22 protein-coding genes are annotated in these 25,370 nt (G+C 73.6%); 18 read left to right on the plus strand and 4 right to left on the minus strand.

The genetic code is table 11. From position 1 onward, the window contains the following. The first annotated feature begins 173 nt into the window (after positions 1-173). The 4 genes from ACZ407_RS12290 (at position 174) to ACZ407_RS12305 (ending at position 4,077) form a co-directional block, all read left to right on the plus strand. Complete coding sequence (locus ACZ407_RS12290) at positions 174-1,271, plus strand: energy-coupling factor ABC transporter permease (RefSeq protein WP_468127820.1); 1,098 nt, start codon at positions 174-176, stop codon at positions 1,269-1,271. A gap of 1 nt (position 1,272) precedes the next feature. Then, complete coding sequence (cbiQ, locus tag ACZ407_RS12295; protein WP_468127821.1) at positions 1,273-2,034, plus strand: cobalt ECF transporter T component CbiQ; 762 nt, start codon at positions 1,273-1,275, stop codon at positions 2,032-2,034. After that, complete coding sequence (locus ACZ407_RS12300) at positions 2,022-2,792, plus strand: energy-coupling factor ABC transporter ATP-binding protein (RefSeq protein ID WP_468127823.1); 771 nt, start codon at positions 2,022-2,024, stop codon at positions 2,790-2,792. The genes cbiQ and ACZ407_RS12300 overlap by 13 nt, the downstream gene beginning before the upstream one ends. A gap of 61 nt (positions 2,793-2,853) precedes the next feature. Next, a complete protein-coding gene (locus tag ACZ407_RS12305; protein ID WP_468127825.1) occupies positions 2,854-4,077 on the plus strand; it encodes a serine hydrolase domain-containing protein in 1,224 nt (407 codons plus the stop codon). 44 nt (positions 4,078-4,121) lie between these two features. On the opposite strand, the gene ACZ407_RS12310 is transcribed toward ACZ407_RS12305, so the two are convergent. The 3 genes from ACZ407_RS12310 to ACZ407_RS12320 form a co-directional block, all read right to left on the minus strand. After that, entirely contained in the window at positions 4,122-5,738 is a 1,617-nt protein-coding gene (locus tag ACZ407_RS12310) for a penicillin-binding transpeptidase domain-containing protein (protein WP_468127827.1), read from the minus strand. Positions 5,739-5,896: 158 nt separating this feature from the next. Next, entirely contained in the window at positions 5,897-6,670 is a 774-nt protein-coding gene (locus ACZ407_RS12315) for a hypothetical protein (RefSeq protein ID WP_468127829.1), read from the minus strand. 147 nt (positions 6,671-6,817) lie between these two features. Beyond that, the gene (locus ACZ407_RS12320; protein ID WP_468127830.1) at positions 6,818-8,566 is read right to left on the minus strand and encodes a dolichyl-phosphate-mannose--protein mannosyltransferase; all 1,749 of its coding nucleotides are present in this window, start codon (positions 8,564-8,566) and stop codon (positions 6,818-6,820) included. A gap of 61 nt (positions 8,567-8,627) precedes the next feature. Between ACZ407_RS12320 and rsmI the strand changes: the two genes are divergently transcribed. The 12 genes from rsmI to ACZ407_RS12380 all read left to right on the plus strand — a co-directional run bounded on the left by rsmI (position 8,628) and on the right by ACZ407_RS12380 (position 23,535). Further along, entirely contained in the window at positions 8,628-9,524 is an 897-nt protein-coding gene (gene rsmI / locus ACZ407_RS12325; protein ID WP_468127832.1) for a 16S rRNA (cytidine(1402)-2'-O)-methyltransferase, read from the plus strand. 159 nt (positions 9,525-9,683) lie between these two features. Continuing rightward, entirely contained in the window at positions 9,684-10,175 is a 492-nt protein-coding gene (locus tag ACZ407_RS12330; protein WP_468127834.1) for a hypothetical protein, read from the plus strand. 78 nt (positions 10,176-10,253) lie between these two features. Continuing rightward, positions 10,254-11,156, plus strand: coding sequence for a TatD family hydrolase (locus ACZ407_RS12335; RefSeq protein ID WP_468127836.1), 903 nt, complete (start codon positions 10,254-10,256; stop codon positions 11,154-11,156). Between the two features lie 523 nt (positions 11,157-11,679). Then, positions 11,680-12,885 (plus strand): ubiquitin-like domain-containing protein, encoded by a 1,206-nt coding sequence (locus ACZ407_RS12340; protein WP_468128045.1) that lies wholly within the window; start codon positions 11,680-11,682, stop codon positions 12,883-12,885. Continuing rightward, positions 12,882-13,775 carry a 16S rRNA (adenine(1518)-N(6)/adenine(1519)-N(6))-dimethyltransferase RsmA gene (gene rsmA, locus ACZ407_RS12345; protein ID WP_468127837.1) on the plus strand — a complete coding sequence of 298 codons (894 nt, stop codon included), beginning with the start codon at positions 12,882-12,884 and terminating at the stop codon, positions 13,773-13,775. Before ACZ407_RS12340 ends, rsmA begins: the two co-directional genes overlap by 4 nt. Beyond that, positions 13,772-14,665, plus strand: coding sequence for a 4-(cytidine 5'-diphospho)-2-C-methyl-D-erythritol kinase (locus tag ACZ407_RS12350; protein WP_468127839.1), 894 nt, complete (start codon positions 13,772-13,774; stop codon positions 14,663-14,665). The genes rsmA and ACZ407_RS12350 overlap by 4 nt, the downstream gene beginning before the upstream one ends. A gap of 108 nt (positions 14,666-14,773) precedes the next feature. After that, on the plus strand, positions 14,774-16,579 hold the full coding sequence (locus ACZ407_RS12355) for an ABC-F family ATP-binding cassette domain-containing protein (RefSeq protein ID WP_468127840.1): 1,806 nt from the start codon (positions 14,774-14,776) through the stop codon (positions 16,577-16,579). Between the two features lie 184 nt (positions 16,580-16,763). Next, complete coding sequence (locus ACZ407_RS12360; protein WP_468127842.1) at positions 16,764-18,437, plus strand: outer membrane protein assembly factor BamB family protein; 1,674 nt, start codon at positions 16,764-16,766, stop codon at positions 18,435-18,437. Between the two features lie 114 nt (positions 18,438-18,551). Next, on the plus strand, positions 18,552-20,336 hold the full coding sequence (locus ACZ407_RS12365) for an outer membrane protein assembly factor BamB family protein (RefSeq protein ID WP_468127844.1): 1,785 nt from the start codon (positions 18,552-18,554) through the stop codon (positions 20,334-20,336). A 174-nt stretch (positions 20,337-20,510) separates the two neighbouring features. Then, on the plus strand, positions 20,511-21,200 hold the full coding sequence (locus ACZ407_RS12370) for a response regulator transcription factor (RefSeq protein WP_468127846.1): 690 nt from the start codon (positions 20,511-20,513) through the stop codon (positions 21,198-21,200). Positions 21,201-21,417: 217 nt separating this feature from the next. Further along, positions 21,418-22,395 (plus strand): UDP-glucose 4-epimerase GalE, encoded by a 978-nt coding sequence (galE, locus tag ACZ407_RS12375; RefSeq protein ID WP_468127847.1) that lies wholly within the window; start codon positions 21,418-21,420, stop codon positions 22,393-22,395. A gap of 357 nt (positions 22,396-22,752) precedes the next feature. Then, complete coding sequence (locus tag ACZ407_RS12380) at positions 22,753-23,535, plus strand: LuxR C-terminal-related transcriptional regulator (protein WP_468128046.1); 783 nt, start codon at positions 22,753-22,755, stop codon at positions 23,533-23,535. On the opposite strand, the gene ACZ407_RS12385 is transcribed toward ACZ407_RS12380, so the two are convergent. Next, positions 23,494-23,991 (minus strand): MarR family winged helix-turn-helix transcriptional regulator, encoded by a 498-nt coding sequence (locus ACZ407_RS12385; protein ID WP_468127849.1) that lies wholly within the window; start codon positions 23,989-23,991, stop codon positions 23,494-23,496. The genes ACZ407_RS12380 and ACZ407_RS12385 overlap by 42 nt on opposite strands. A 140-nt stretch (positions 23,992-24,131) precedes the next feature. Here ACZ407_RS12385 and ACZ407_RS12390 point away from each other — a divergent pair, with 140 nt between their 5' ends. Together ACZ407_RS12390 and ACZ407_RS12395 are read left to right on the plus strand one after the other, a co-directional pair. Continuing rightward, a complete protein-coding gene (locus ACZ407_RS12390) occupies positions 24,132-24,971 on the plus strand; it encodes a trans-aconitate 2-methyltransferase (protein WP_468127851.1) in 840 nt (279 codons plus the stop codon). A gap of 2 nt (positions 24,972-24,973) precedes the next feature. Continuing rightward, positions 24,974-25,336, plus strand: coding sequence for a VOC family protein (locus ACZ407_RS12395; RefSeq protein ID WP_468127853.1), 363 nt, complete (start codon positions 24,974-24,976; stop codon positions 25,334-25,336). Positions 25,337-25,370: the final 34 nt, after the last annotated feature.

Below are 25,370 nucleotides of genomic sequence, written 5' to 3' on the forward strand. Positions count from 1 at the left end.
TACCGACCAATGTCCCATATGTACGGAGATTTGACCTCCGCCTTTTCGTGATGTGGACGCTCTTGCATGTCATTTGCAGGTGAGCACTATTCTTGAGCGGTTAACGGTCCCGTCAGGGGTCCCGCCGCACGCCGCCGGGACCGCCCAAGACCGCAGGAAGCGGAGCCCTCCCCATGCATGTGCCCGACGGATTCATCAACACGCCCGTCTCCGTCGCCGCCGGAGCCGTCGCCGCCGGCGCCGTCGCCCTCAGCCTGCGCGGCGCCCGCCGCGAACTCGCCGGCACCGGGACCGGCCTGGCCGGCTCCGACCGCACCGCGCCGCTCGCCGGCCTGGTCGCCGCCTTCATCTTCGCCGTGCAGATGCTCAACTTCCCGGTCGCGGCGGGCACCAGCGGACACCTCCTCGGCGGGGCCCTCGCCGCGATACTCGTCGGCCCGTACACCGGAGTGCTCTGCGTCTCCGTGGTCCTGCTGATGCAGGGGATCCTCTTCGCCGACGGCGGGCTCACCGCCCTCGGCGTCAACATCACCGTCATGGGCGTGGTCACCGTCCTGACCGCCTACGCCGTCTTCCGCGGCCTGGTCGCGGTGCTGCCCCGCACCCGCCGCTCGGTGACCGTCGCCTCCTTCGCGGGCGCGCTGGTCTCCGTACCGGCCGCCGCCACCGCGTTCACCGGCCTGTACGCCATCGGGGGGACCACCGACGTGCCCGTCGGCAAGGTCCTCACCGCCATGGTCGGCGTCCACACCCTCATCGGCCTCGGCGAGGCCGCCATCACCGCCGCCACCGTCGGCGCCGTGATCGCCGTCCGCCCCGACCTGGTGTACGGGGCCCGCGGACTGACCGCCCCGCTCAAGCTCCGCGTGGCCGGCGAGCTCGTCGACGCCCCCGCCGCCGCCCCGGCCCCGGCCGCCGCCCGCTCCACCCGCAAGGTCTGGGCCACCGGCCTGCTCACCGCCCTCGTCCTGGCCGGGTTCGTCTCCTTCTATGCCTCCGCCAGCCCCGACGGCCTGGAGAAGGTCGCCGCCGACAAGGGCATCGACGCCAAGGTGGAGGAGCACGCGGCCAAGGACTCCCCGCTCGCCGACTACGGGGTCAAGGACATCACCGACGCCCGCCTCTCCGGCGGCCTCGCCGGGGTCATCGGGGTCGGCGCGACCGTCGTCGCCGGCACCGGGGTCTTCTGGGTCCTGCGCCGCCGCTCGGGCGGCACCGAGCCGGCCGCGCCCGCCGCCGCCCCGGCCGGCACCGCGGGCGGAGCCGCCTGACATGGGCGCCGGCCACGCACACCGGCTCTACCGGCACGGGCACTCGCCCGTCCACGCCCTGCCCCCGCACTGCAAGCTCGCCGCGGTCTTCGCCTTCGTGGTGGTCGTCGTCTCCACCCCCCGCGAGGCGATGTGGGCCTTCGGGCTCTACGCCCTGCTGCTCGCGGGCGTGGCCGCGGCCGCCCGGATCCCGGCCGGGTTCGTCCTGCGCCGGCTGCTGATCGAGATCCCGTTCGTGGCCTTCGCCGTGCTCATGCCCTTCGTCGCCCAGGGCGAGCGGACCGAGGTCCTCGGGCTCTCCCTCAGCGTCTCCGGCCTGTGGGGCGCCTGGAACGTCCTGGCCAAGGGCACCCTCGGGGTCGCCGCCTCCGTGCTCCTCGCCGGCACCACCGAGCTGCGCGAACTGCTCCTGGGCCTCCAGCGGCTGCGGCTGCCCGCCCAGCTGGTCCAGATCGCCTCGTTCATGATCCGCTACGGGGACGTGATCACCGACGAGATGCGCCGGATGTCCGTGGCCCGCCGCTCCCGCGGCTTCGAAGCGCGCGGCGTCCGGCACTGGGGAGTCCTGGCCAAGACCGCGGGCGCCCTCTTCATCCGCTCGTACGAACGCGGCGAGCGGGTCCACCTGGCCATGGTCAGCCGCGGCTACACCGGGACCATGCCGGTGATCGACGAAGTGACCGCCTCGCGCGCCCAGTGGGCGTACGCGGCAGCCCTGCCCGCGGCCGCCCTGGCCGTCTGCCTTTCGGGATGGACCCTGTGACCACCACGCCCCCGCCGCCCTCGCTCGACGTGACCGGGCTCGCCTTCGCCTACCCCGACGGCCACCAGGCCCTCTTCGGGGTGGACCTGACCGTCGGCCGCGGCGAGCGGGTCGCCCTGCTCGGCCCCAACGGCGCCGGGAAGACCACCCTCGTCCTGCACCTGAACGGCATCCTCGGCGGCGGCGTGGGCACCGTACGCGTCGCCGGCCTGCCCGTCGAGAAGCGCAACCTCGCCGAGATCCGGCGCCGGGTCGGCATCGTCTTCCAGGACCCCGACGACCAGCTCTTCATGCCCACCGTGCGCGAGGACGTCGCCTTCGGACCGGCCGCCGCGGGCCTGCGCGGGGCCGAGCTGGAGGCGCGGGTGCGCACCGCGCTGGAGCGGGTCGGCATGGCCGCCTTCGCCGACCGGCCCCCGCACCACCTGTCCTTCGGGCAGCGCCGCCGGGTGGCCGTCGCGACCGTCCTCGCGATGGAGCCGGAGATCCTCGTCCTCGACGAGCCCTCCTCCAACCTCGACCCGGCCTCCCGGCGCGAGCTGGCCGACATCCTGCGCTCGCTGGACGTGACCGTGCTGATGGTCACCCACGACCTGCCGTACGCGCTGGAGCTGTGCCCCCGCTCCGTCGTGCTGAGCGAGGGGGTCATCGCCGCCGACGGGCCGACCCGCGAGCTCCTGTGCGACGAGGAGCAGATGCGCGCCCACCGGCTGGAGCTGCCCTTCGGCTTCGACCCGCGGACGGTCCCGGCCTCCTGAGAGCACGGGCCGGAGACCTCGCACCACCCCGGAAGCACGGCGGTTCGCTCCACGTTGCACCATGTGGGACGGCGCCGCAGGGGCGCCGCAGCAGTACTCCGAGGAGCACGACGTGGACGTCCAGGGCAGCGTGGCGGCCGGATACGAGCCGGTCAGGGACGCCTTCGTCCGCAACTTCGCCGAGCGCGGCGACCGGGGGGCGGCCGTCGCCGTCTACCGGGACGGCCGCAAGGTCGTCGACCTGTGGGGCGGGGTCCGCGACGCCGACGCGGGCGAGGACGCCGCCCCCTGGGCCGAGGACACCGCCCAGATAGTGCGCTCCGCCACCAAGGGCGTGGCGGCCGCCGTGCCCCTGCTCCTGCACGAGCGCGGACTGCTCGACCTGGACGCGCCCGTCGGCGCGTACTGGCCGGAGTTCAAGGCCGGCGGCAAGGACCGCGCGCTGGTCCGCCACCTGCTGTCCCACCGGGCCGGGGTGCCCGCGCTCGACACCGGCCTGACCCCCGCCGAGGCCGCCGACGGCCGGACCGGACCGCAGGCCGTGGCCGCCCAGCAGGCCCACTGGGAGCCCGGCACGGACCACGGCTACCACGCCCAGACCTACAGCTGGCTGCTCGGCGAGCTGGTCCTGCGGGTCACCGGCCGCTCCCTCGGCCGCTGGCTCGCCGACGAGGTCACCGGCCCGCTCGGCCTCGACCTGTGGGTGGGGCTGCCCGCCGACCGGGCCCGGCAGGTCGGCCGGGTCGCCTCCGTCACCCCGCCCCCGGCCGCCGCGGGCGCCCTCAAGACCCGGCCCCGGCGCAACGTCACCGCCGCCTACGACGATCCCGCCTCCCTCACCCGGCGGGCCTTCGCCGCGATCGACCCGCTGCCCGACGAGAACGAACCCGGCTACCGGGCCGCCGAACTCCCCGCCTCCAACGGCATCGCCACCGCCCGAGCCCTCGCCCGCTTCTACGCCGCCACCTTCGGCGAGGTCGAAGGCGGACGCCGGCTCTTCGCCCCGGCCACCACCGCCCTCGCCGCCGCAGAGGAATCGGCCGGCCCCGACCGGGTGCTCGTGGTCAACACCCGCTTCGGCCCCGGCTTCATGCTGCACGGCCCGGCCTCCCCGCTGCTCTCCCCCGCCTCGTACGGGCACCCCGGCCGCGGCGGCTCCCTCGGCTTCGCCGACCCCGACTCGGGCCTCGCCTTCGGCTACGTCACCAATGCCCTGGCCAAGTCCGTCACCGCCGACCCCCGCGCCCAGGCCCTGATCCGCGCCCTCGCGTCGGTCCCCGCCTGACGCCGCCGGCCGGCCCCGCCCCCGGGGCCGGCCCGCCGTCCGCCTCAGCCGGCCTTCAGGACCGCGGCCACCACCGGCCCGGCCGCCTCGGCGCCGTGCCCGCCGCCCGCGACGAACGCGGCCGCGGCCAGGTCCCCGCTGTAGCCGGTGAACCAGCTGTCGGGGTTCACGGCCCCGTCCACCTCCGCCGAGCCGGTCTTCGCACCCTTCGGCTCCGGCACCCCGGCCATCACCCCGGCCGCCGTCCCGCTCACCGCCGTCCGGTGCAGCATCTGCCGCAGCTGAGCCGCCACCTGGGGCTTCATCGACCGCGGGGCGGAGGCCACCGGGCGGCCGTCCAGTCCGGCCGGCACCAGCAGCGGCTGGCGGAACACGCCCGCCCGGGCGGTGGCCAGGACCGAGGCGACCGTGAGCGGATTCATCCGGACCCGGCCCTGGCCGATGTACGCGGCGGCCGCCTCGGCCCCCTCGGCCTCCGGCACGTCGCCGTCGAAGGTGGGCACCCCGGTCTGCCAGTCCAGGCCGAGTCCGAACACCTCGCGGGCCTCCCGGGAAAGCGCCCCCTCGTCGTCCACCCGCTTGATCTGCTTGATGAAGGCCGTGTTGCAGGAGCGCGCGAACGAGGCCGCGAACGTCGCCGACGCGGGCAGCGAGAAGCCGCCCTGGTTGCGGAAGGACCTGCCGTACCAGCTCACCGTCTCCGGGCAGGGGGCCGGCCGGTCGGCGGCCACCAGACCCCGGTCCAGCAGCATCGCCGCCGTCACGATCTTCAGGGTGGAGCCGGACGGGGTGGTGCCGAGCAGCGCCGCGTCGAACCCGTCCGCCCGGTGGTTGGCCACCGCGAGCACATCGCCCGTACTGGGCTGCAGGGCCACCACCGAGGCGTTCTCGTGCCGGGCGACCGCCCGCTCCGCGGCCGCCTGCACCCCGGCGTCCAGCCGGGTCCGGATCCGGCCCGGCCGGCCCGCGTCCAGCGTCAGCAGGGTCCGCCTCGGCGCGTCCGGGGCGGCCGGCTCGATCCACAGCTCCGCCCCGCCCCGGCCGCCCGCCTTCGCCCCGTACCGCTCGCGCAGGGCGTCCAGCACCCGGCGCAGCGAGGGGAACTCCTGCGCGGTGAGCACCTTCCCGTGCCGGTCCACCGCCTCCACCGGCGGGGTGGCGGGGCTGCCCGCCCGCAGTTCCTCGCCCTTGCGCAGCTGCGGGTGCAGCACCGCCGGCTGCCAGTCCACCAGCGGCTCCCCCGTGGTCACCCCGCGCACCACGGTCAGCGAGGAGGCGTAGCCGAGCGGCTTGGTCCGGCCCTCGTACGAGACCTGCGCCCGCACCGTGAACGGCACCCGGGTGCCCGCGGGCTTCCCCGGGGTGATCACGGCCCCGGTGATGCGGGCCGCCTCCGCGTAGTCCGCGACGGCCTCCCGGGCGGCCGCCGGATGGTTGGTCAGGCGCGCGGCCGCGGGCGCGTCCCCGGCCGCCCACGCGGCCAGGAAGGCCCCGGCGGTGCGCCGGGTCTCCTCCGCGTCCGGCGGCCCCGACTCCTTCCGGGCCGTGACCCGGGCCGTCCCGAGGGGCTCGTCCCAGACGCTGTACAGCCCGAACCCGGCCCCGCCGGCCATCGCGAGGAACACCCCGCCGACGACGGCCCCCTTCGCCACACCTCGCACCGCAGTCCCTCCCCCTGTTTTGAACACGCTCAAAGTAGGGAACCCCGGGGCGGGTGTCCTGAGTACCCCTACTCAGAAGACCCGCAATGGCCGAAAACGCACCTCTGCCGGCCGCGCTGGATCCAGGTGTCCAGCCACATGGTGCGTGGAGCCGCAGCTCAGGTCTGCTTCTTCTGCCCTCCACAGGTGAGGTTCGCGTTGCGCTCGACTGCGTACCGACCCACCTCCGTCGCGCCCTCCACAGGTCCCTTGAGCCCCGGTGCAGGCCCCGCATTGAGGTTCGACAGCGCGCTGTCGGCAGAGGCGGGGAGCAGGAACACGTAGATCCAAAAGCGCTTGCCGTCATCGCGCTTGTCCGCCCCCACCCCGAAGGTGCCGGTCTGCCAAGCCGTCTCCCCCGTGACCTGCAGCGCTCGTTGAAGATTGGAGAGTCCGTTCATGCCGGGTGCGCCATCGGCATCGTAGGTGTTGGTCACCCAGAGTCCGTATCCGCTCGGGATCTTCCCGGTTCCCGAAACCGTGATGCAGCTGTCGATCTCGACCGCGGCGCCGGGGCTGACAGGTTGCCCTCCGATTTTGGTGACTTTGATTTGTCCTGCCGGCGCCTTCGGGTCGTCGGCACTGCCGGCGGAATTCCTTGAAGCGTTGCCCGTCTCGGTGGGCCAAACGCCCGGCCACACCAAGATGGCAACGGCGGCGAATATCGCGCCCACGGTCACGGCCAGCAACACGCGTGCCCGCGTCGGGTGCGTCGTCGGGTCGACCCACACCCAAGTGAAGAAGACGGTTGCTCCGCCCAAGACCAGAGCGGCCGCCGTTCCGAGCCAGGCGGGGATGTCCCCGTAGACGTTCGCCAACAAGGTGGCTGCGGCGAACAAGGCCGCTGCCACCTGAGCGCCGGCGCTGACCTTGTCGGTTGTCGATGTGCTCACAGTCGTGGTTCTAGCGGTCGGCGACCGTGCGTCGCTGGGAAATCAAGGACCTGTGGCGCTTACGTGACAAAAATGCCAATGATCATCTTGAGTGCGCGCGAAAGTCCTATTAATTGCGCTTCAGGTGCGCCCTTCGCTGCTCGGCAGCTAGATCCAGGTGTCCAGCCACATCCGGTTGCGCCAGGACTCCATGGGGAGGGTGCCGCCCGTGTAGATCGGATAGAAGTAGATGAAGTTCCAGACGATCAGCAGGACCAGGACGCCGGCCCCGATCGCCCCCACCGCGCGGCGGCGTTCCGAGGAACCCGCCGGGCCCAGCAGGGCGCCGATCATCATGGCCACCGCCAGGCACAGGTACGGGACGAACACGACCGCGTAGAAGTAGAAGATCGTGCGCTCCTGGTAGTTGAACCAGGGCAGGTAGCCGGCGGCCAGGGCGCACACCACCGCGCCCGCCCGCCAGTCGCGGCGGAACACCCAGCGCCACAGCACGTACAGCACGGCGAAGCAGCCCGCCCACCACAGCAACGGGGTGCCGAGGGCGAGCACCTCGCGCGCGCACTTGGCCGATTCCGTCGCCGGGCAGCCGTCCGTGCCCGGGGCCGGGGACTCGTAGAAGTAGGAGACGGGACGGCCCAGGACCAGCCAGCTCCACGGGTTCGACTCGTACGTGTGGCCGGAGGTCAGGCCCACGTGGAACCGGTAGACCTCGGTCTCGTAGTGCCACAGGCTGGTCAGCCAGTCCGGCAGCCAGGACACCCCGCCCTGCTGGGCCGACCAGTCCCGGAAGTAGCCGCCCTTGCCGTTGTCCGGGCTCAGGATCCAGCCCGTCCACGAGGCCAGGTACACGCCGATCGCGACCGGCACGGTGGAGAGGAAGGCGTACACGGCGTCGCGTACGAACGTCCAGCCGTACGGCGACCCCGACCCGGCCACCCGCCGGGCCGACGCGTCCCAGAGCACCGTCAGCACCCCGAAGAAGGCCAGGACCACCAGGCCGTTCCACTTCGTGCCGAAGGCCAGGCCCAGGCAGACCCCGGCCACCAGCCGCCACGGCCGCCACCCCAGGCCCAGGTTCTCCGCGATCCGCGCGTCCGGCCGCAACCTTCCGTCGGAGTCGACCGGGAGGGCCGCCGCCAGCCGCGCCCGCGCGCGGTCCCGGTCGATCAGCAGCGCCCCGAAGGCCGCGAGCACGAAGAACATCAGGACCAGGTCGAGCAGCGCGGTCCGGCTCATGACCAGGTGCAGGCCGTCCACCGCCAGCAGTGCGCCCGCCAGACAGCCCAGGAAGGTCGAGCGGAACAGGCGGCGGCCGATCCGGCACAGCATCAGCACCGACAGGGTGCCCAGCAGGGCGGTCATGAACCGCCAGCCGAAGGGGGTGAAGCCGAACATCCACTCGCCGAGGCCGATGACCCACTTGCCGACCGGCGGGTGCACCACGTAACCCGGGTCCACCGGGAGGGCGACCCCGTCCGGATTGGCGATGATCGACTTGTCGATGTCCTTGGGCCAGCTCGCCTCGTAGCCCTGCTTGATGGTGGCCCAGGCGTCCTTGGCGTAGTACGTCTCGTCGAATATCACCGCCTTCGGGCTGCCCAGGTTCACGAACCGCAGCACGCCCGCGACCAGCGCGATCAGCAGCGGACCCGCCCAGGCCAGCACCCGCAGCAGCGGGCCGGCCGCGTCCGGGGAGGCCCCGATCGCCCGCCACAGGTGTGCCGAGGGCTTCGCGTACGGAGGCACCAGGCGATCGCGCAGGTCGGCGCGGCCCGCGGCGGACGGGGTGTAGCCGAAGCGGCGCAGCCGCTCCTGCCACGAGGACGGCTCGCCGGCGCCCGGAGCGCCGGGCGGAGCACCGGCGGGGCCGGTCGGGGGAGTCGCGGTACTGGTCACCGGGTCATCGTAGGGAACGCATCTGTGGGAGACAGGTGATCGGGGCTGCGAGGATGGACGGGTGACAGATCAGCAGCCTTCCCCCGTCCCCGCCGCGGCCTCCGCGGGCGTGCTCGTCCTGGCCGGGACGCCCATCGGCGAGATCTCCGACGCGCCGCCCCGGCTGGCCGCCGAACTGGAGACCGCCGACGTCGTCGCCGCCGAGGACACCCGGCGGCTGCGCGGCCTGACCCGGGCGCTGGGCATCCACACCTCGGGCCGGGTCGTCTCGTACTTCGAGGGCAACGAGTCCGCCCGCACGCCCGAACTGGTCGAGGCCCTGGAGAACGGGCAGCGGGTGCTGCTGGTCACCGACGCCGGCATGCCGTCCGTCTCCGATCCGGGCTACCGGCTGGTGGCCGCCGCGGTCGAGAGGGACATCAAGGTCACCGCCGTGCCCGGGCCCTCGGCCGTGCTGACCGCGCTGGCCCTGTCCGGGCTGCCCGTGGACCGGTTCTGCTTCGAGGGCTTCCTGCCGCGCAAGGCCGGGGAGCGGCTCGGCCGGCTCCGCGAGGTCGCCGGCGAGCGGCGCACCCTCGTCTACTTCGAGGCACCGCACCGGCTCGACGACACCCTGGCCGCCATGGCCGAGGTCTTCGGCCCCGACCGGCGGGCCGCGGTCTGCCGCGAGCTGACCAAGACGTACGAGGAGGTCAAGCGGGGCGGGCTCGGCGAGCTGGCGGCCTGGGCCGCCGAGGGCGTGCGCGGCGAGATCACGGTGGTCGTCGAGGGAGCCCCCGAGGCCGCACCGGAGGAGCTGGACGCGTCGGAACTGGTGCGCCGGGTACGGGTGCGCGAGGAGGCCGGGGAGCGCCGCAAGGAGGCCATCGCGGCCGTGGCTGCGGAAGCAGGCCTACCCAAGCGCGAGGTCTTCGACGCCGTGGTGGCGGCAAAGAACGCGGAGCAAAAGGTGCCATAGGTCGGTAAAGAGCTAATCTGAAGAGCAAAGATTAGGCCGCGCACCGGGCGCTTTGGGCATGAACTGTCCAAAGGCGGCTCAATACTCGACAGGGCCTGATGCGCTCCCGCCGGAACAGGCGTCCACTGGCAATGACACCAGCGGACCGAAGGAGCTGGCATGAGTGAGATCGCAGACACCCCCGTCCCCGCGCCGGCCGCCCCGCTCGATGGTGTGCGCACGGTGCGCGAGGCCTACGCCTTTGCGTGCATGAAGTGCGGCTACGGCTGGGAGCAGTCGTACGAGATCGAGCACCACGTCGACGGCAAGGGCCAGCCGTTCATCGTCTACACGGTCAAGGGCGAACGGGTGCCCTCGCCGCTGTCCAACCCGACCTGCCACAACTGCGGCGGGCACGTGGTGCGGATCATGCGGGAGGGCCAGGTCTCCTCGGTGCTCGGCGTGGTGGACCAGCTGTTCCACCACCGGATCGCCCCGGGCATAGCGGGGCCGGTGCCCTCCACCGGCGACGACCGCGAGCGCCGGCACCGGACGCCGAAGCACGCCGCTGCCGCCGGGCCCGCGCACGATGCGCCCGGGCCGGTGTCCGTGGCCCAGGCGCCGCGCGAGGGGCTGTTCGCCCGGCTGCGGAGGCGGCTGAGCGGGCGCTGAGCGGGCGCCGGTCCGGCGTCGGCGGGGCCGCGGAAACCCGGGGGACCGGGTCCCGCCGGTCCTCATAAGATCGGATCCATGAGCGCTTCCAAGGACGCCCCGCCGCCGCTGCCCGAGCCCCTGCGGGTGGCGGTGGCCGATTCCCACACCCACCTGGACATGCAGGGCGGCACCGTCGAGGAGGGCCTGCGCAAGGCCGCCTCGGTGGGTGTCGCCACCGTCGTCCAGGTGGGCTGTGACGTGAAGGGCTCGCTCTGGGCCGCCGAGACGGCCGCGCAGTACGAGAACGTCCACGCGGCGGTCGCGCTGCACCCGAACGAGGCGCCGCGGATCGTGCACGGGGACCCATGGGGCACCTCCCAGACCCCTGGGGCCGGGGGCGGACGGTCCCGGCACGGGGCGCGGGTGCCCGGCGGACAGGCCGCGCTGGACGAGGCCCTCGGCGAGATCGAGCGGCTCGCCGCCCTCCCGCACGTCAAGGCCGTCGGCGAGACCGGGCTCGACTACTTCCGCACCGGTGCCGAGGGCATCGCCGCCCAGGAGCTCTCCTTCCGCGCCCACATCGAGATCGCCAAGCGGCAGGGCAAGGCGCTCGTCATCCACGACCGCGACGCGCACGCGGACGTGCTGCGCATCCTGCGCGAGGAGGGCGCGCCCGAGCGGACCGTGTTCCACTGCTACTCCGGCGACGCCGACATGGCCCGGGAATGCGCGGCCGCGGGCTACTACATGTCCTTCGCGGGGACCGTCACCTTCAAGAACGCGCAGGGCCTGCGCGACGCGCTCGCGGTGGCCCCGCTGGAACTCGTCCTGGTCGAGACGGACGCGCCCTACCTGACCCCGGCGCCGTACCGCGGACGGCCCAACGCCCCGTATCTCATTCCGATCACGGTCCGGGCGATGGCGGCCACCCGCGGCATCGACGAGGACGCGATGGCGACCGCGCTGGCGGCGAACACGGCCCGGGCGTTCGACTACTGACCCGGCTGAAGGCCGCCTGTTCGACACGCTGGGTAGTCGTCCGGCTTTGGTGGGTGACGGAAGCTCCGCTAGTCTCCCCTGCCCGAAACCAGGCTGCCGGGTGGCGGCCGGAGCAGGGAGCACCGTCGTGAGCGAGAAGCAGGGCAGTCACCGGGCGTCCGGTCGGCGTCGCGCCGCCCCGCCGGCCGTCCCCAACCAGTCCGGCGCCCCGTCCCCGGCCCTCCCGGGCACGGGCCGCCGCCGGGCCGCCGCCCCGCCCGACCCGAGCCGACCTCCCCGGGGCCCCGCCCCGGACCCCGCGCCTCAGGCGCCGGAGGGGCTGGATTTCGCCCCGGCGGGGTGGGACGGCGGGTCGGCGGGGCTGGATTTCGCCCCGGCGGGGTGGGACGGCGGGTCGGCGGGGCTGGATTTCGCCCCGGCCGGGTGGGACGGCAGGCCGGAGGGGCTGGATTTCACTCCCGCGGGCTGGGACGGCGGGCCGTCCGGGCTGGAGTTTGCCCCCGCAGGCTGGGACGGCGCGCAGGTGGAGGCCCATCCGGCTGCGGACGCCGAGCCAGTCGGGGTCGGCCCGGGCCGGCAGTCGCCGGGCGGGGGCGGGCGGGTTGCGGCCGGGCGGCGGGGGCGGCGGAAGGCGGCGGGCGGGGACTGGCGGCGGATCGTGCCGCAGGCGCTCGTCGTGGCCTTCCTCGCCGGCGGCACGTCCGCCTTCGTGGCCAGTGACAAGGCCGTCCGCCTCACCGTGGACGGCACCCCCCGCACCCTGCACACCTTCGCCGACGACGTCGGCGAGCTCCTTGCCGCCGAGAGCCTCGGCACCGGCAGCCACGACCTGATCGCCCCCGCCCCCGGCACCGCCCTGGAGGACGGCGACGAGATCGTCGTCCGCTACGGCCGGCCCGTCATGCTCACCCTCGACGGCCAGCGCCGCCAGGTGTGGACCACCGCCCGCACCGTGGACGGCGCCCTGCGCCAGCTCGGCGTGCGGGCGGAGGGCGCGTACCTCTCCACCTCCCGGTCCGCCCCCATCTCCCGCGAGGGCCTGACCCTCAGCGTCCGCACCGAGCGCACCGTCACCTTCATGGCCGACGGCCGCGAGCAGACCATCCGCACCAACTCCGCCACCATCCGCGAGGCCCTCGAACAGGCCGGGATCACCCTCCACGGCCAGGACACCACCTCCGTGCCGCCCGAGTCCTTCCCCCGCGACGGCCAGACCGTCACCGTCCTGCGCATCACCGGCACCCGCGAGGTCCGCGAGGAGCAGATCCCGTACGCCGTCGAACGCATCAAGGACCCCGGGCTGTTCGCCGGCACCGAGGTCGTGGAGCGGGCCGGCCGGCCCGGCGCCCGCCGGGTCACGTACGCCCTGCGCACCGTCAACGGCGTACGCCAGAAGCCCCGCCGCATCACCGAGGAGACCGTCCGCGACCCCGTCACCCAGGTGGTCAAGGTCGGCACCAGGCCGCTGCCCACCTCCGTCGCCGGTGCCGACGGCCTCGACTGGGGCGCCCTCGCCCAGTGCGAGTCCGGCGGGCGCCCCGGCGCCGTGGACCCCTCCGGCACGTACGGCGGCCTCTACCAGTTCGACGTGGGCACCTGGCGCAGCCTCGGCGGCAGCGGCCGGGCGCAGGACGCGAGCGCGAGCGAGCAGACGTACCGGGCCAAGAAGCTGTACGTGCAGCGGGGGGCGAGTCCGTGGCCGCACTGCGGCCGTAGGCTTTACCGGTGAGCACCGCAGAGCAGCACGACGCCCCCGACGCCCTTCTCGGCCCCGCCGACATCCGAGAACTGGCGGCCGCCCTCGGCGTACGCCCGACGAAGCAGAAGGGCCAGAACTTCGTCATCGACGCCAACACGGTGCGCCGCATCGTGCGCACCGCCGAGGTGCGGCCCGAGGACGTGGTCGTCGAGGTCGGGCCCGGCCTCGGCTCCCTGACCCTGGCGCTGCTGGAGGCCGCCGACCACGTCACCGCCGTCGAGATCGACGACATCCTGGCCGCCGCGCTGCCCGCCACCATCGAGGCCCGGCTGCCCGCGAAGAAGGACCGCTTCGCGCTCGTGCACTCCGACGCCATGCTCGTCCAGGAGCTGCCGGGCCCGGCCCCGACCGCCCTGGTGGCCAACCTCCCGTACAACGTGGCCGTGCCCGTGCTCCTGCACATGCTCGACCGCTTCCCGACCATCGAGCGGACCCTCGTCATGGTGCAGGCCGAGGTCGCCGACCGGCTCGCCGCCCGCCCCGGCAACAAGGTCTACGGAGTGCCCTCGGTCAAGGCCAACTGGTACGCGGACGTGAAGCGGGCCGGGGCCATCGGCCGCAACGTGTTCTGGCCCGCCCCCAACGTGGACTCCGGCCTGGTCTCCCTGGTCCGCCGCGCCGAGCCGGTCAAGACCACCGCCACCAAGGCCGAGGTCTTCGCCGTCGTCGACGCCGCCTTCGCCCAGCGCCGCAAGACCCTGCGCGCGGCGCTCGCCGGCTGGGCCGGCTCCGCTGCCGGCGCCGAGGCCGCGCTCGTGGCCGCCGGGATCTCCCCGCAGGCCCGCGGCGAGGCGCTGACCGTCGAGGAGTTCGCCCGCATCGCCGAGCACAAGCCCGCCGCCGAGAGGCCCGCCCTGTGAGCGTCACCGTCCGCGTCCCCGCCAAGGTCAACGTCCAGCTCGCGGTGGGCGCCGCCCGGCCCGACGGGTTCCACGACCTCGCGAACGTCTTCCTCGCCGTCTCCCTCCACGACGAGGTGACCGCCACCCCCGCCGAGGAGCTGCGCATCACGTGCAGCGGCCCCGACGCCGCGCAGGTGCCGCTCGACCGGACCAACCTGGCCGCGCGCGCCGCCGAACTCCTCGCCGCCCGGTACGGCATCGAACCGGCCGTCCACCTCCACATCGCCAAGGACATCCCCGTCGCCGGGGGCATGGCGGGCGGCAGCGCGGACGGAGCGGCCGCCCTGCTCGCCTGCGACGCGCTGTGGGGCACCGGTGCGAGCCGCGAGGAGCTGCTGGAGATCTGCGCCGAGCTGGGCAGCGACGTGCCGTTCAGCCTGGTCGGCGGGGCCGCGCTCGGGACCGGGCGGGGCGAGCTGCTGACCCCGCTGGAGACCGGCGGGACCTTCCACTGGGTGTTCGCCATGGCCGACGGCGGGCTGTCCACGCCGGCCGTGTTCCGCGAGTTCGACCGGCTGGCCGAGGGCCGCGAGGTGCCGGCGCCGGAGGCCTCCGCGGAACTCCTCGCGGCGCTCGCGGCGGGCGACGCGCAGGCGCTGGGCGCGGCCCTCGCCAACGACCTCCAGCCGGCGGCCCTCTCCCTGCGGCCGCAGCTGGCGGCCACGCTCGAGGCGGGGCTGGGGGCGGGAGCGCTGGCCGCGCTCGTCTCCGGGTCCGGGCCCACCACGGCCTTCCTCGCCGCCGATGCGGAGTCCGCGGACAAGGTGGCCGCCGCGCTGCTCGCCTCCGGCACCTGCCGTGCGGCCCGCCCCGCGACCTCCCCCGCCCCGGGCGCAACCGTCCTCTGACGGGAAGCCCCCGACGGCGCCGGGGCTCCGCCCCCGGAGGCGGAGCCCCCGGGCCGGGCAGGGTTAGGCTGAGGGGCTGGTCGAAACCCCCAACCTGGAGCGCGTCTGATGGCCGTCAATCTGGTCAATGTCGAGGCAGTCAGCAAGGTGTACGGCACCCGTACCCTGCTCGACGGCATCTCCCTCGGCGTTTCGGAGGGCGACCGCATCGGCGTCGTCGGCCGCAACGGCGACGGGAAGACCACCCTCATCCGCATGCTCGCCAGGCTGGAGGAGCCCGACACCGGCCGGGTCACCCACACCGGCGGCGCCCGCATCGGCATCCTGACCCAGCACGACTCGCTCGACCCCGCGGCCACCATCCGCCACGAGATCATCGGCGACATGGCCGACCACGAGTGGGCCGGCAACGCCAAGATCCGCGACGTGCTCACCGGCCTCTTCGGCGGCCTGGACCTGCCCGGCTTCGAGAAGGGCCTCGACACCGTCATCGGGCCGCTCTCCGGCGGCGAGCGCCGCCGGATCGCGCTCGCCCGGCTGCTCATCGCCGAGCAGGACCTCCTCGTCCTCGACGAGCCCACCAACCACCTCGACGTCGAGGGCATCTCCTGGCTGGCCGGCCACCTCCAGGTCCGCCGCTCGGCCCTGGTCTGCGTCACGCACGACCGCTGGTTCCTCGACCAGGTCTGCACCCGCATGTGGGACGTGCAGCGCGGCGACGTGCACGAGTACGAGGGCGGCTACAGCGACTACGTGTTCGCCCGCGCCGAGCGCGAGCGGATCGCCGCCACCGAGGAGGCCAAGCGCCAGAACCTCATCCGCAAGGAGCTGGCCTGGCTGCGCCGCGGTGCCCCCGCCCGCACCTCCAAGCCCCGCTTCCGCATCGAGGCCGCCAACGCCCTGATCGCGGACGTGCCGCCGCCCCGCGACACCTCCGAGCTGATGCGCTTCGCCAACTCCCGCCTGGGCAAGACGGTGTTCGAGCTGGCGGACGTGAGCATCCAGGCCGGCCCGAAGAGCCTGCTCAAGCACCTCACCTGGCAGCTCGGCCCGGGCGACCGCATCGGCCTGGTCGGCGTCAACGGCGCGGGCAAGACCTCCCTGCTGCGCGCCCTCGCCGAGGCCGCCCGCACCCAGGGCGAGTCCCAGCCGGCGGCCGGCACCATCACCGTCGGCAAGACGGTCAAGCTGGCCTACCTGTCCCAGGAGGTCGGCGAGCTCGACCCGTCGCTGCGCGTGCTGGAGGCCGTACAGCGGGTCCGCGACCGGGTGGACCTCGGCAAGGGCCGCGAGATGACGGCGGGCCAGCTGTGCGAGCAGTTCGGCTTCACCAAGGAGAAGCAGTGGACGCCGGTGGGCGACCTCTCCGGCGGTGAGCGCCGCCGGCTCCAGATCCTGCGCCTGCTCATGGACGAGCCCAACGTGCTCTTCCTCGACGAGCCCACCAACGACCTCGACATCGAGACCCTCACCCAGCTGGAGGACCTCCTCGACGGCTGGCCCGGCTCGATGATCGTCATCAGCCACGACCGCTTCTTCATCGAGCGCACCACCGACACGGTGATGGCCCTGCTCGGCGACCAGACGCTGCGGATGCTGCCGCGCGGCCTGGACGAGTACCTGGAGCGCCGCCGCCGGATGGTCGAGACGGCCGCCCCGGCGCCCGCGCCGGCCGCCGCCGCGCCCGCCAAGGAGAAGTCCGCGGGCGACGCGCGCGCCCAGAAGAAGGAACTCCAGAAGATCGAGCGGCAGCTCAACAAGATCGCCGACCGCGAGACCCACCTGCACGCGCAGATCGCCGACCACGCCACCGACTTCGCCAAGGTGGCCACCCTCGACGCAGAGCTCCGGGAACTCATCTCCGAGCGCGACGAGTTGGAGATGCGCTGGCTGGAACTGGCGGAAGACGTGTAGCCGTCCCGCCCGCCCCGCCGCCAACTGGCCGGATCACAGCGGTGTCACGGGCCGGTCCACCCTTGGGAACAGGGGCTGGACCGGCCCGTTCTGCGTCGGTCCCGAGTGATAGAAAGAACGTCCTTGCCGTCCCGACAGGGGCAGCGCGCGCCCGAATCGCCGACGAAGCAGAAGGTACCGAGCTGTGACTCAGCCGCCGAACGAGCCGACGAACCAGCCCCCCGTACCTCCCGGCTACGGGCACCTGCCCGGCCCGCCCCAGCCCGGCTACGGAGGCCCGCAGCAGGGCCCGAACCCGTACGCGCAGCCGCAGGCCCCGGTCCCGGGCTTCAACCCGTACGCCCAGCAGCAGCCGCCGCAGCAGCCCCCGCACCCGCAGCAGCAGTACCCGCAGGGCCCCGGCTTCCCGCCGCCCCCGCAGGGCGCCCCGCGGCCGCCGAAGCAGGGCCGCCGGCCGCTCGCCCTCGCCGCGGCCGCGGTGGCCGGGGTCCTCGTGCTCGGCACCGGCGGCTGGTTCGCGTACGCCGCCCTCACCGAGGAGGAGTCGGGGAAGCCGGTCGCGCAGCAGAGCACCCCCGCCGACCCGAAGCCCGCCGGCAGCCCGACCGTGGACGACGGCGACGGCAGCGGTGACGGCCGCAAGGAGCCGGGCCTCAACGAGGGCCGCAAGCCCGGCGAGGACAAGGTCCTCTGGCTCAAGATGAACGAGACCGACGTGCCCGGCAGCGGCGCGACCATCAACGGCATGTGGGTCACCGGCGACACCGTCGCCAAGGTCGGCTACCGCAGCCTCACCGGCTACGCCGTCGCCGACGGCAAGCAGAAGTGGACCGTCCCGCTCGGCGGCGACCTCTGCGGGGTGCCCCGCAAGCCCAGCGCCGACGACAAGATCGTCCTGGCGTGGAAGAAGGGCCAGGGCTCCAACGCCGACTGCAACCAGCTCAAGCAGGTGGACCTGAAGACCGGCGCCGTGGGCTGGGAGAAGGAAGTGGCCAAGGAGGGCCTCTTCGACATCATGACCGACCTCCGGCTCGCCATCAGCGGGGACGTCCTCGTCATCGCGCGCACCGGCCCCACCACGGCCGTGAAGATGAGCGACGGCAGCAAGGTCTGGAAGCAGGAGGGCACGCCGCAGTGCAGCCCGTACGAGTACGCGGGCGGCAGCCGGCTGCTCGCCGTCACCACCTGCTTCAAGGCCGAGACCGAGCAGCTGGAGGGCATCGACCCGAAGACCGGCAAGGCGCAGTGGTCGTACAAGTTCGACAAGACCTGGAAGATCAACAAGGTCTACTCGGTGGACCCGATCATCATCGACGCGTCCAGTGAGGAGAAGGCCAAGCGGGCCGTCGTGGTGCTGAACCCGAACGGCACCGAGCGCCTGCGCCTGCACGGCCAGGGCAAGTTCGCCGCCTGGTGCAGCTGGGACGCCTTCGGCCGCGGCATCCAGGGCTGCGACGGGGCCTTCGTGGACGGGGACACCTTCCACTTCATGACCGAGGGCAAGACCGCGATGCGCAACAACGAGGTCGTCGACTTCAGCCTGAAGACCGGCAAGATCATCCGCCGGATCCCCGCGCCCAAGGACCGGTTCGTCGTCCCGATGAAGGCCGAGGGCGGCCGGGTGTACGCGTACCTGGACGCGAGCGTCGACGGCAAGCCCGGCGGGGTCGTCTCCTGGCCCTCGGGCGGCGGCCCGATGAAGGACGTGCTGCGCCACCCGACGCCCGCCGCGCCGGTGGAGCGCACCTTCTACTCCTCCACGGTGGCGTACGAGGGCGGCCGGTTCTTCATGGGCTCCTCCTCGCTGTTCGGCAAGGACGGGGTCAAGGAGAAGCTCCTGATGGTCTTCGGCAAGTAGCCCCGACCCGCCCCCGACCCGCGCCCCGCCCCCGGGCAGCCGCCCGCGCCGCCCGCACCGCCCGCACCGATCGACCCACGCGCCCCACGCGTCCCGAGAGGCAGAGAACACCGCATGAGCACCCCGCCGCCACCCCCGCCGAACCAGCCCCCGCAGGGCTTCGGCGCCCCCCAGGACCCCCGGGCCGCAGGCTTCGGCGCCCCGCAGCAGCCCCCGGCCGGCGGCTTCGGCGCCCCCCAGGAGCCCGCGGCGGGCGGCTTCGGCGCCCCGCAGCAGCCTCCGGCGGGCGGCTACGGCTACCCGCAGCAGGCGCCCCCGCAGGGCTACGGCTACCCGCAGGCCCCGCAGGCCCAGCCCGGCTACGCCTACCCGCAGCCGGCCACCACGCCCATGTACGGGCCCGGCGCCCCCGCCCCGCAGCCCCAGGGCGGCGGCAAGGAGAAGCGCAACCAGCTGCTCATCCTGGTGAGCGCAGTCCTGGCCATCGCGCTGATCGTCGTGGGCGGCTTCTGGTACGCCTCGCGCTCCGAGGACCCGGACGCCGTCAAGAAGCCGGTGGCCGACGGCAAGAGCACCGGCGGCAGCACGGGCGGCGGCGGTGGCGCCACCGGACCCGACCCGGTCCCCGTGGCCGTCGAGAAGGCCCCCTCGAACCCGAAGTCCAAGGAGCTGCTGAGCCTCCAGCAGCCCAAGATCGAGGCCCTGCACAACGTGGCGGGCTCCTGGCTGACCGACTCCGTCTACGCCAAGAGCGACATCCGCAAGGTCGTCGGCTACGACCTGGCCACCGCCAAGCCCAAGTGGTCCGTCCCGCTCCCCGGCCAGGTGTGCGCCGCCTCCCGGCGCACCAGCGAGGACAAGGCCGCGATCGCCTACGAGCCCGCCCCGCGCACCGGCAAGTACAGCCACCAGCCGTGCAGCGAGGTGGCCGTGATCGACCTCAACGCCGGAAGGCTGCTGTGGCAGGGGTCCGTCAAGAGCAGCGCGAGCGGTGACGAGAAGGTCGAGTTCAAGGAGATCACGATCTCCGGCCGGACCGTGGCCGCGGCCGGCCTCCAGGGCGGCGCCGCCTGGGAGCTCACCACCGGCAAGTCCCGCTGGGTCCCGAAGATCGACTCCGAGTCCTGCTACGACGCGGGCTACGGCGGCGGCGCCGGCCTCGCCGTCATCCGCAAGTGCGGCGAGTACCAGGACCGCTACCTGGTCGCCCAGTACCTCGACCCGGTCACCGGCGCCCCGCTGTCCACGTACAAGCTGCCCGCGGGCATCCAGTACGCGAGCATCCTGTCGGCCAAGCCGCTCGTGATCAGCACCGACCTGAACAACGGCGGCGGGATCAGCGACATCTTCTCCGTGGACGAGAAGACCGGTGTCCTGAAGACCCGCATCGGCCTCCCCAAGGACATGTACGCGCCCAACTGCTCCAGCAGCACCGGCGTGGAGGTCTGCGACAAGGTGGTGGTCGGCAACGGCCGCGTCTACCTGCCGTCCAAGGAGCACGAGGACACCGCCGGCGAGAAGTACGACGAGACCAACGAGATCGTCTCCTTCGACCTCACCACCGGCAAGCAGACGACCGACCGCATGGACGCGGGCAGCAAGTACACGATGTTCCCGCTGCGCATGGACGGGCCGGACATCATCGCGTACAAGTGGCCCCCGTACGACCGCGGCGGCCAGATCGTCAGCATCGACACCAAGACGATGAAGCAGACCCTGCTCATGGAGAACCCCTCCACCGAGCCCAGCCGCAGCCGGGAGCGGAGCTTCTCCACGAACTTCGCGGAGATCCGGTACCACAACGGGTACCTGTTCACCTCCGAGGTGCTGATCGACAAGCCGTTCCGCGCCGAGGACGCGAAGAAGGACTTCCTCTTCGTCGGCTTCGCCGCCAAGTGACCGCCACCGCCGCCGACTGACCCGGCGGACACGGCATATGCCCGAAGGGGGCGCCATCCGGCAACGGAAGGCGCCCCCTTCGGCCTTACGAGGGGCTTCTCGCCGGTAACCCGCCCGCGGCGTCGAACAAGCGTGTAGCTTGCCGGGGCAGTAGGGACCGGCGTTGGGGGCCTGATGGGCGTACGGGTCATGGTGGTCGACGAGCACCGGCTGCTGGCCGAAGCGCTCGCATCGGCGCTGAAGCTGCGCGGGCACCGGGTGCTCGCCGCCGCGGCGCCGGCTGCGGGAGCGGCCGAGCTGGTGATCAGCCGCGCCCCCGAGGTGTGCCTCCTGGGCACGGCCGCCCCGGCCGAGCCGGGGGTCTTCGACCCGGTGGTCCGCATCAAGCGCGAGCGCCCGCAGATCGCCGTGGTGGTGCTCGGGCCGGTGCCCAGCCCCCGCGGGATCGCCGCCGCCTTCGCCGCCGGCGCCTCGGGCTACGTACGGCACGACGAGCGCATCGAGGGCGTGGAGCGGGCCCTGGCCAAGGCCCGGGCGGGGGAGGCCGCGATCGCCCCGCAGCTGCTCCAGGGCGCCTTCGCCGAGCTGCTCAACCCGGCCGCCCAGCCCGACGACGAGGGCACCCGGCTGCTCCAGCTGCTCACCCCGCGCGAGGTCGAGGTGCTGGTGCGGGTGGCCGAGGGCGAGGACACCCGGCTCATCGCGGCCGGCATGAGCATCGCCCCGAGCACAGCGCGCACACATGTGCAGCGGGTACTCATGAAGCTGGGCGTCGGCTCCCGGCTGGAGGCCGCCGCCCTGGCGGCCCGGACCGGGCTGCTGGACCGCGCGGTGATCCCGGCGCAGCCGGGGCCGCGGGAGTAGCGTCCCGCGTGGACCGGCGCCCGCGTGGACGGATGCCTGCGTGGACGGATGCCCGCGTGGACGGGCGCCCGTGTCCGCGGGCTCTTCACCGGGGCGTGGAATTCCGGCAGGGTGCCGTTACCCGGGGCCTCCGGAACCGGTAAGAGCGTGTGTCACCGGCGGACCGCGGACACGGGCGGATCCGCGAAACCCCTGAACAAGGCGAGCGAGGCGGCAAGTGAACAAGTACCTGGTCACCGGCGGAGCCGGTTACGTCGGCAGTGTCGTGGCGGCACACCTCCTGGAGGCCGGGCACGAGGTGACCGTCCTCGACGACCTCTCCACCGGCTTCCGCAAGGGCGTGCCGGCCGGCGCCACCCTGATCGACGGCCGGATCCAGGACGCGGCCCGCCACCTGGACCCCTCGTACGACGCGGTCCTGCACTTCGCCGCCTCCTCGCAGGTCGGCGAGTCGGTGGCCGACCCGGGCAAGTACTGGACGAACAACGTGGGCGGCACCATGGAGCTGCTCGCCGCGATGCGCACGGCGGGCGTGCGCACGCTGGTGTTCTCCTCCACCGCCGCCACCTACGGGGAGCCCGCGGAGGGCCGGCTGACCGAGCGCTCCGTGACCGCGCCGACCAACCCGTACGGGGCCTCGAAGCTGGCCGTGGACCACATGATCGCCGGGGAGTGCACGGCGCACGGGCTCGCAGCGGTCTCGCTGCGCTACTTCAACGTGGCGGGGGCCTACGGGGAGTACGGCGAGCGCCACGACCCCGAGACCCACCTGATCCCGCTGGTGCTGCAAGTGGCCCTCGGCCGGCGGGAGTCCATCTCCGTCTTCGGCGACGACTACCCGACCCCGGACGGCACCTGCGTGCGCGACTACATCCACGTGGCCGACCTCGCCGAGGCCCACCTGGCCGCCCTCGGCGCGGCCGCCCCCGGCGAGCACCTGATCTGCAACCTCGGCAACGGCAACGGCTTCTCGGTCCGCGAGGTCGTCGAGACGGTCCGCAAGGTCACCGGGCGGGAGATCCCCGAGGTCGTCGCCCCCCGCCGGCCGGGCGACCCGGCGGTCCTGGTGGCCTCCGCCGAGACCGCCCGCGAGCGGCTGGGCTGGCACCCCAGCCGCTCGGACCTCACCGGGATCGTCACCGACGCCTGGGAGTTCGCGCTGCGGTGCGAGGCCGAGCGGCAGGACGGGAACTGAGCAAGCGCGCCGGGCGGGACCGGGGGCGCGCCCGGCGGGTGCTTTCAGGCCACCGCCGGGCCCGTCCCGTGCCGGCTTTCCGTCCACATACGGTGCGGTACGCGGGAGTTGCCGAGGTCGCGGGAGAAATCCGCGGCGAGAACTTCTGAGATTCGGCCAACTGCCGTGCGCCATCCGCCGTACGCTGATGCTCGACACCGGTGGGGGCCGGTGTTGTTTCAGGGGTCGAGACAGTCGGATACGACGTCCGGACCGGGGTAGCAGTCCAGTTGCGGCGGCGGCCGCGGCCGCTGCTGATCCCGCTCCGATCCGGACGCCGTATCGCGGCCGTCCGTTCCCCGACCCTTGGGGGTGTCTGTGGTTCGTATCCGGGTGCTCGTGGTCGACGACCACCGCATTTTCGCCGAGTCGCTGGCTGCGGCGCTCGCCGCCGAGCCCGATGTGGACGTGTCCGCGGCGGGCAGCGGTCCGGCGGCCCTGCGCTGTCTGGAGCGGGGCGCGTCGGAAGGCCGCAAGTACGACGTCCTGCTGGTGGACGCCGATCTGGGCGCGGCGGCCGGTGCCGTACGGGTGCCCGAGCAGCCCTTCGGCGGGGCCGGCGGGCCGGGGGCGCACGCGGTGCCGGCCGACGGGATCGCGCTGGTCGCCGGGGTGCGGGCGGGCCAGTACCCGGTCCGCACGGTGGTGCTGGCCGAGCGCGACGATCCGCGCCGGGCCGCGCTGGCCCTCCAGGCGGGGGCCTCCGGCTGGGTGGCCAAGGACTGTTCGCTGTCCCGGCTGCTGGCGGTCATCCGCGGGGTGCTGCGTGAGGAGACCCATCTGCCGCCGGCGCTGCTCACCGGTGTGCTGCGGGAGTTGACGGCGGCCCGCAAGAACCGCACCGACAGCGAGCGCCTCGTCGAGTCCCTGACCCCGCGCGAGCACGAGGTGCTGCGCTGCATGGTGGCCGGGCTCAACCGCAAGGACGTGGCGGCGCGCCTGTTCCTGTCCCCGCACACCGTCCGCACGCACATGCAGAACGTGCTGGGCAAGCTGGGCGTGCACTCCACGCTGGCCGCGGTGGCACTGGCCCGGCGGGCCGGGGTGCGGCCGGTGGACCTACCCGGGGACGTTGTCGAACGGAGCGGTCAGCTGGCGTAGCAGCTGGGCCAGCTCCATCCGCTGGGCGCGCGGCAGCCGGCCGAGAATGGCCCGCTCCTGGTCGAGCAGGCCGGCGAGCGCCTGGTCGGCCCGGTCACGCCCCTCGGCGGTGAGGCGCACCAGCACCCCGCGGCGGTCGCTGGGGTCCGGCAGCCGCTCGACCAGGCCCTTCTTGGCCAGCCGGTCGATGCGGTTGGTCATGGTGCCGGAGGTGACGAGCGTCTGCGTCAGCAGCTGGCCGGGGGAGAGCTGGTACGGGTCGCCCGCCCGGCGCAGCGACGTGAGGACGTCGAACTCCCAGGGCTCCAGGCTGTGCTCGGAGAAGGCAAGCCGACGGGCCCGGTCGAGGTGGCGCGCGAGCCTGCTGACCCGGCTGAGCACTTCGAGCGGTTCCACGTCGAGGTCAGGGCGCTCCCGCCGCCATGCCGCGACCAGTCGGTCGACCTCGTCCTCCATGCCGATCAGTGTAAGGGGTCTGTCGATGTGAAGTCTCTTGACGTCAAGATACTTCGCGGGTGATCATGCAGGAAGAGCACGGAAAGAGTGCCGGGCCGGCCCCTTCGCCGTGCCCGCACACGCCGCAGAGAGGCTCGGCCATGCACGCGACACCCCGATGGGACCCGCAGCAGTACCTCCGCCACGCGGGCCACCGCACCCGCCCCTTCCTGGAACTCCTGTCCCGCATCCCGGAACCGGTCGGGCCGGCGGGACCCGAGGCGGGCGGCCCCGGCCCCCGCATCGCCGACCTCGGCTGCGGCGCCGGCAACGTGACGGCGCTCCTCGCCGAGCGCTGGCCCACCGCGCGGATCACCGGCTTCGACCTCTCCGAGGCGATGCTCGACCGCGCCCGCAAGGAGTTCGAAGGCCCCACCCCCGGCGGCGGCAGCCTGGACTTCCGGCCCGCGGACCTCGCCGACTGGCGCCCCGACGAGCCGTACGACCTGATCGTCTCGAACGCCGCCTTCCAGTGGGTCCCCGGGCACTCCGGCTCCTTCGCCGCCTGGACCGCGACCCTGCGCCCCGGCGGCGCCTTCGCCTTCCAGGTCCCCGGCAACTTCGACGCCCCCAGCCACCGCCTGCTCGCCGCCCTGTGCGAGGCCCCCCGCTGGCGCGGCCGCCTCGCCGGGCACGGCAGCCGCCCCGCACCCGTCCTGGAGCCCGCCGGCTACCTGGAGCGCCTCGGGGCCCTCGGCTTCGCCGCCGACGTCTGGGAGACCACGTACCAGCAGCTGCTGCCCGGCCCCGACCCCGTACTCGACTGGGTGAAGGGCACCGCCCTGCGGCCCGTGCTGACCGCCCTGGAAGGGGACCCGGAGGCCGCCAAGGCCTTCCTGGCCGAGTACCGCGAGCTGCTGCGCGAGGCCTACCCGCCGGGCCCGCACGGCACCGTCTTCCCGTTCCGCCGCATCTTCGCCGTAGCCGTCAAGGAGTCCTGACCATGCTCGTATCCGTCGACCACGTCCAGCTCGCCGCCCCCGCAGGCTCCGAGGACCTGCTGCGCGGCTACTACACGGAGGTCCTCGGCATGACCGAGATCCCCAAGCCGCCGGTCCTCGCGGCCCGCGGCGGCTGCTGGTTCCAGGCCGGGCCGGTCCAGCTCCACCTGGGCATCGAAGCGGACTTCCGCCCCGCGGAGAAGGCCCACCCCGGGCTGCGCGTCAGCGGCATCGAGGCGTACGCGGCCCGCCTGGAGTCCCACGGCGCGAAGGTCGTCTGGGACGACAACCTCCCCGGCCACCGCCGCTTCTACTCCCAGGACCCGGTGGGCAACCGCCTGGAGTTCCTGGAACCCTCGTCCTGACCGGGGGGCAGGACGAAAACGGCGCCCCCGCCAC

It is taken from the genome of Streptomyces sp. NPDC030809 (assembly GCF_055572195.1).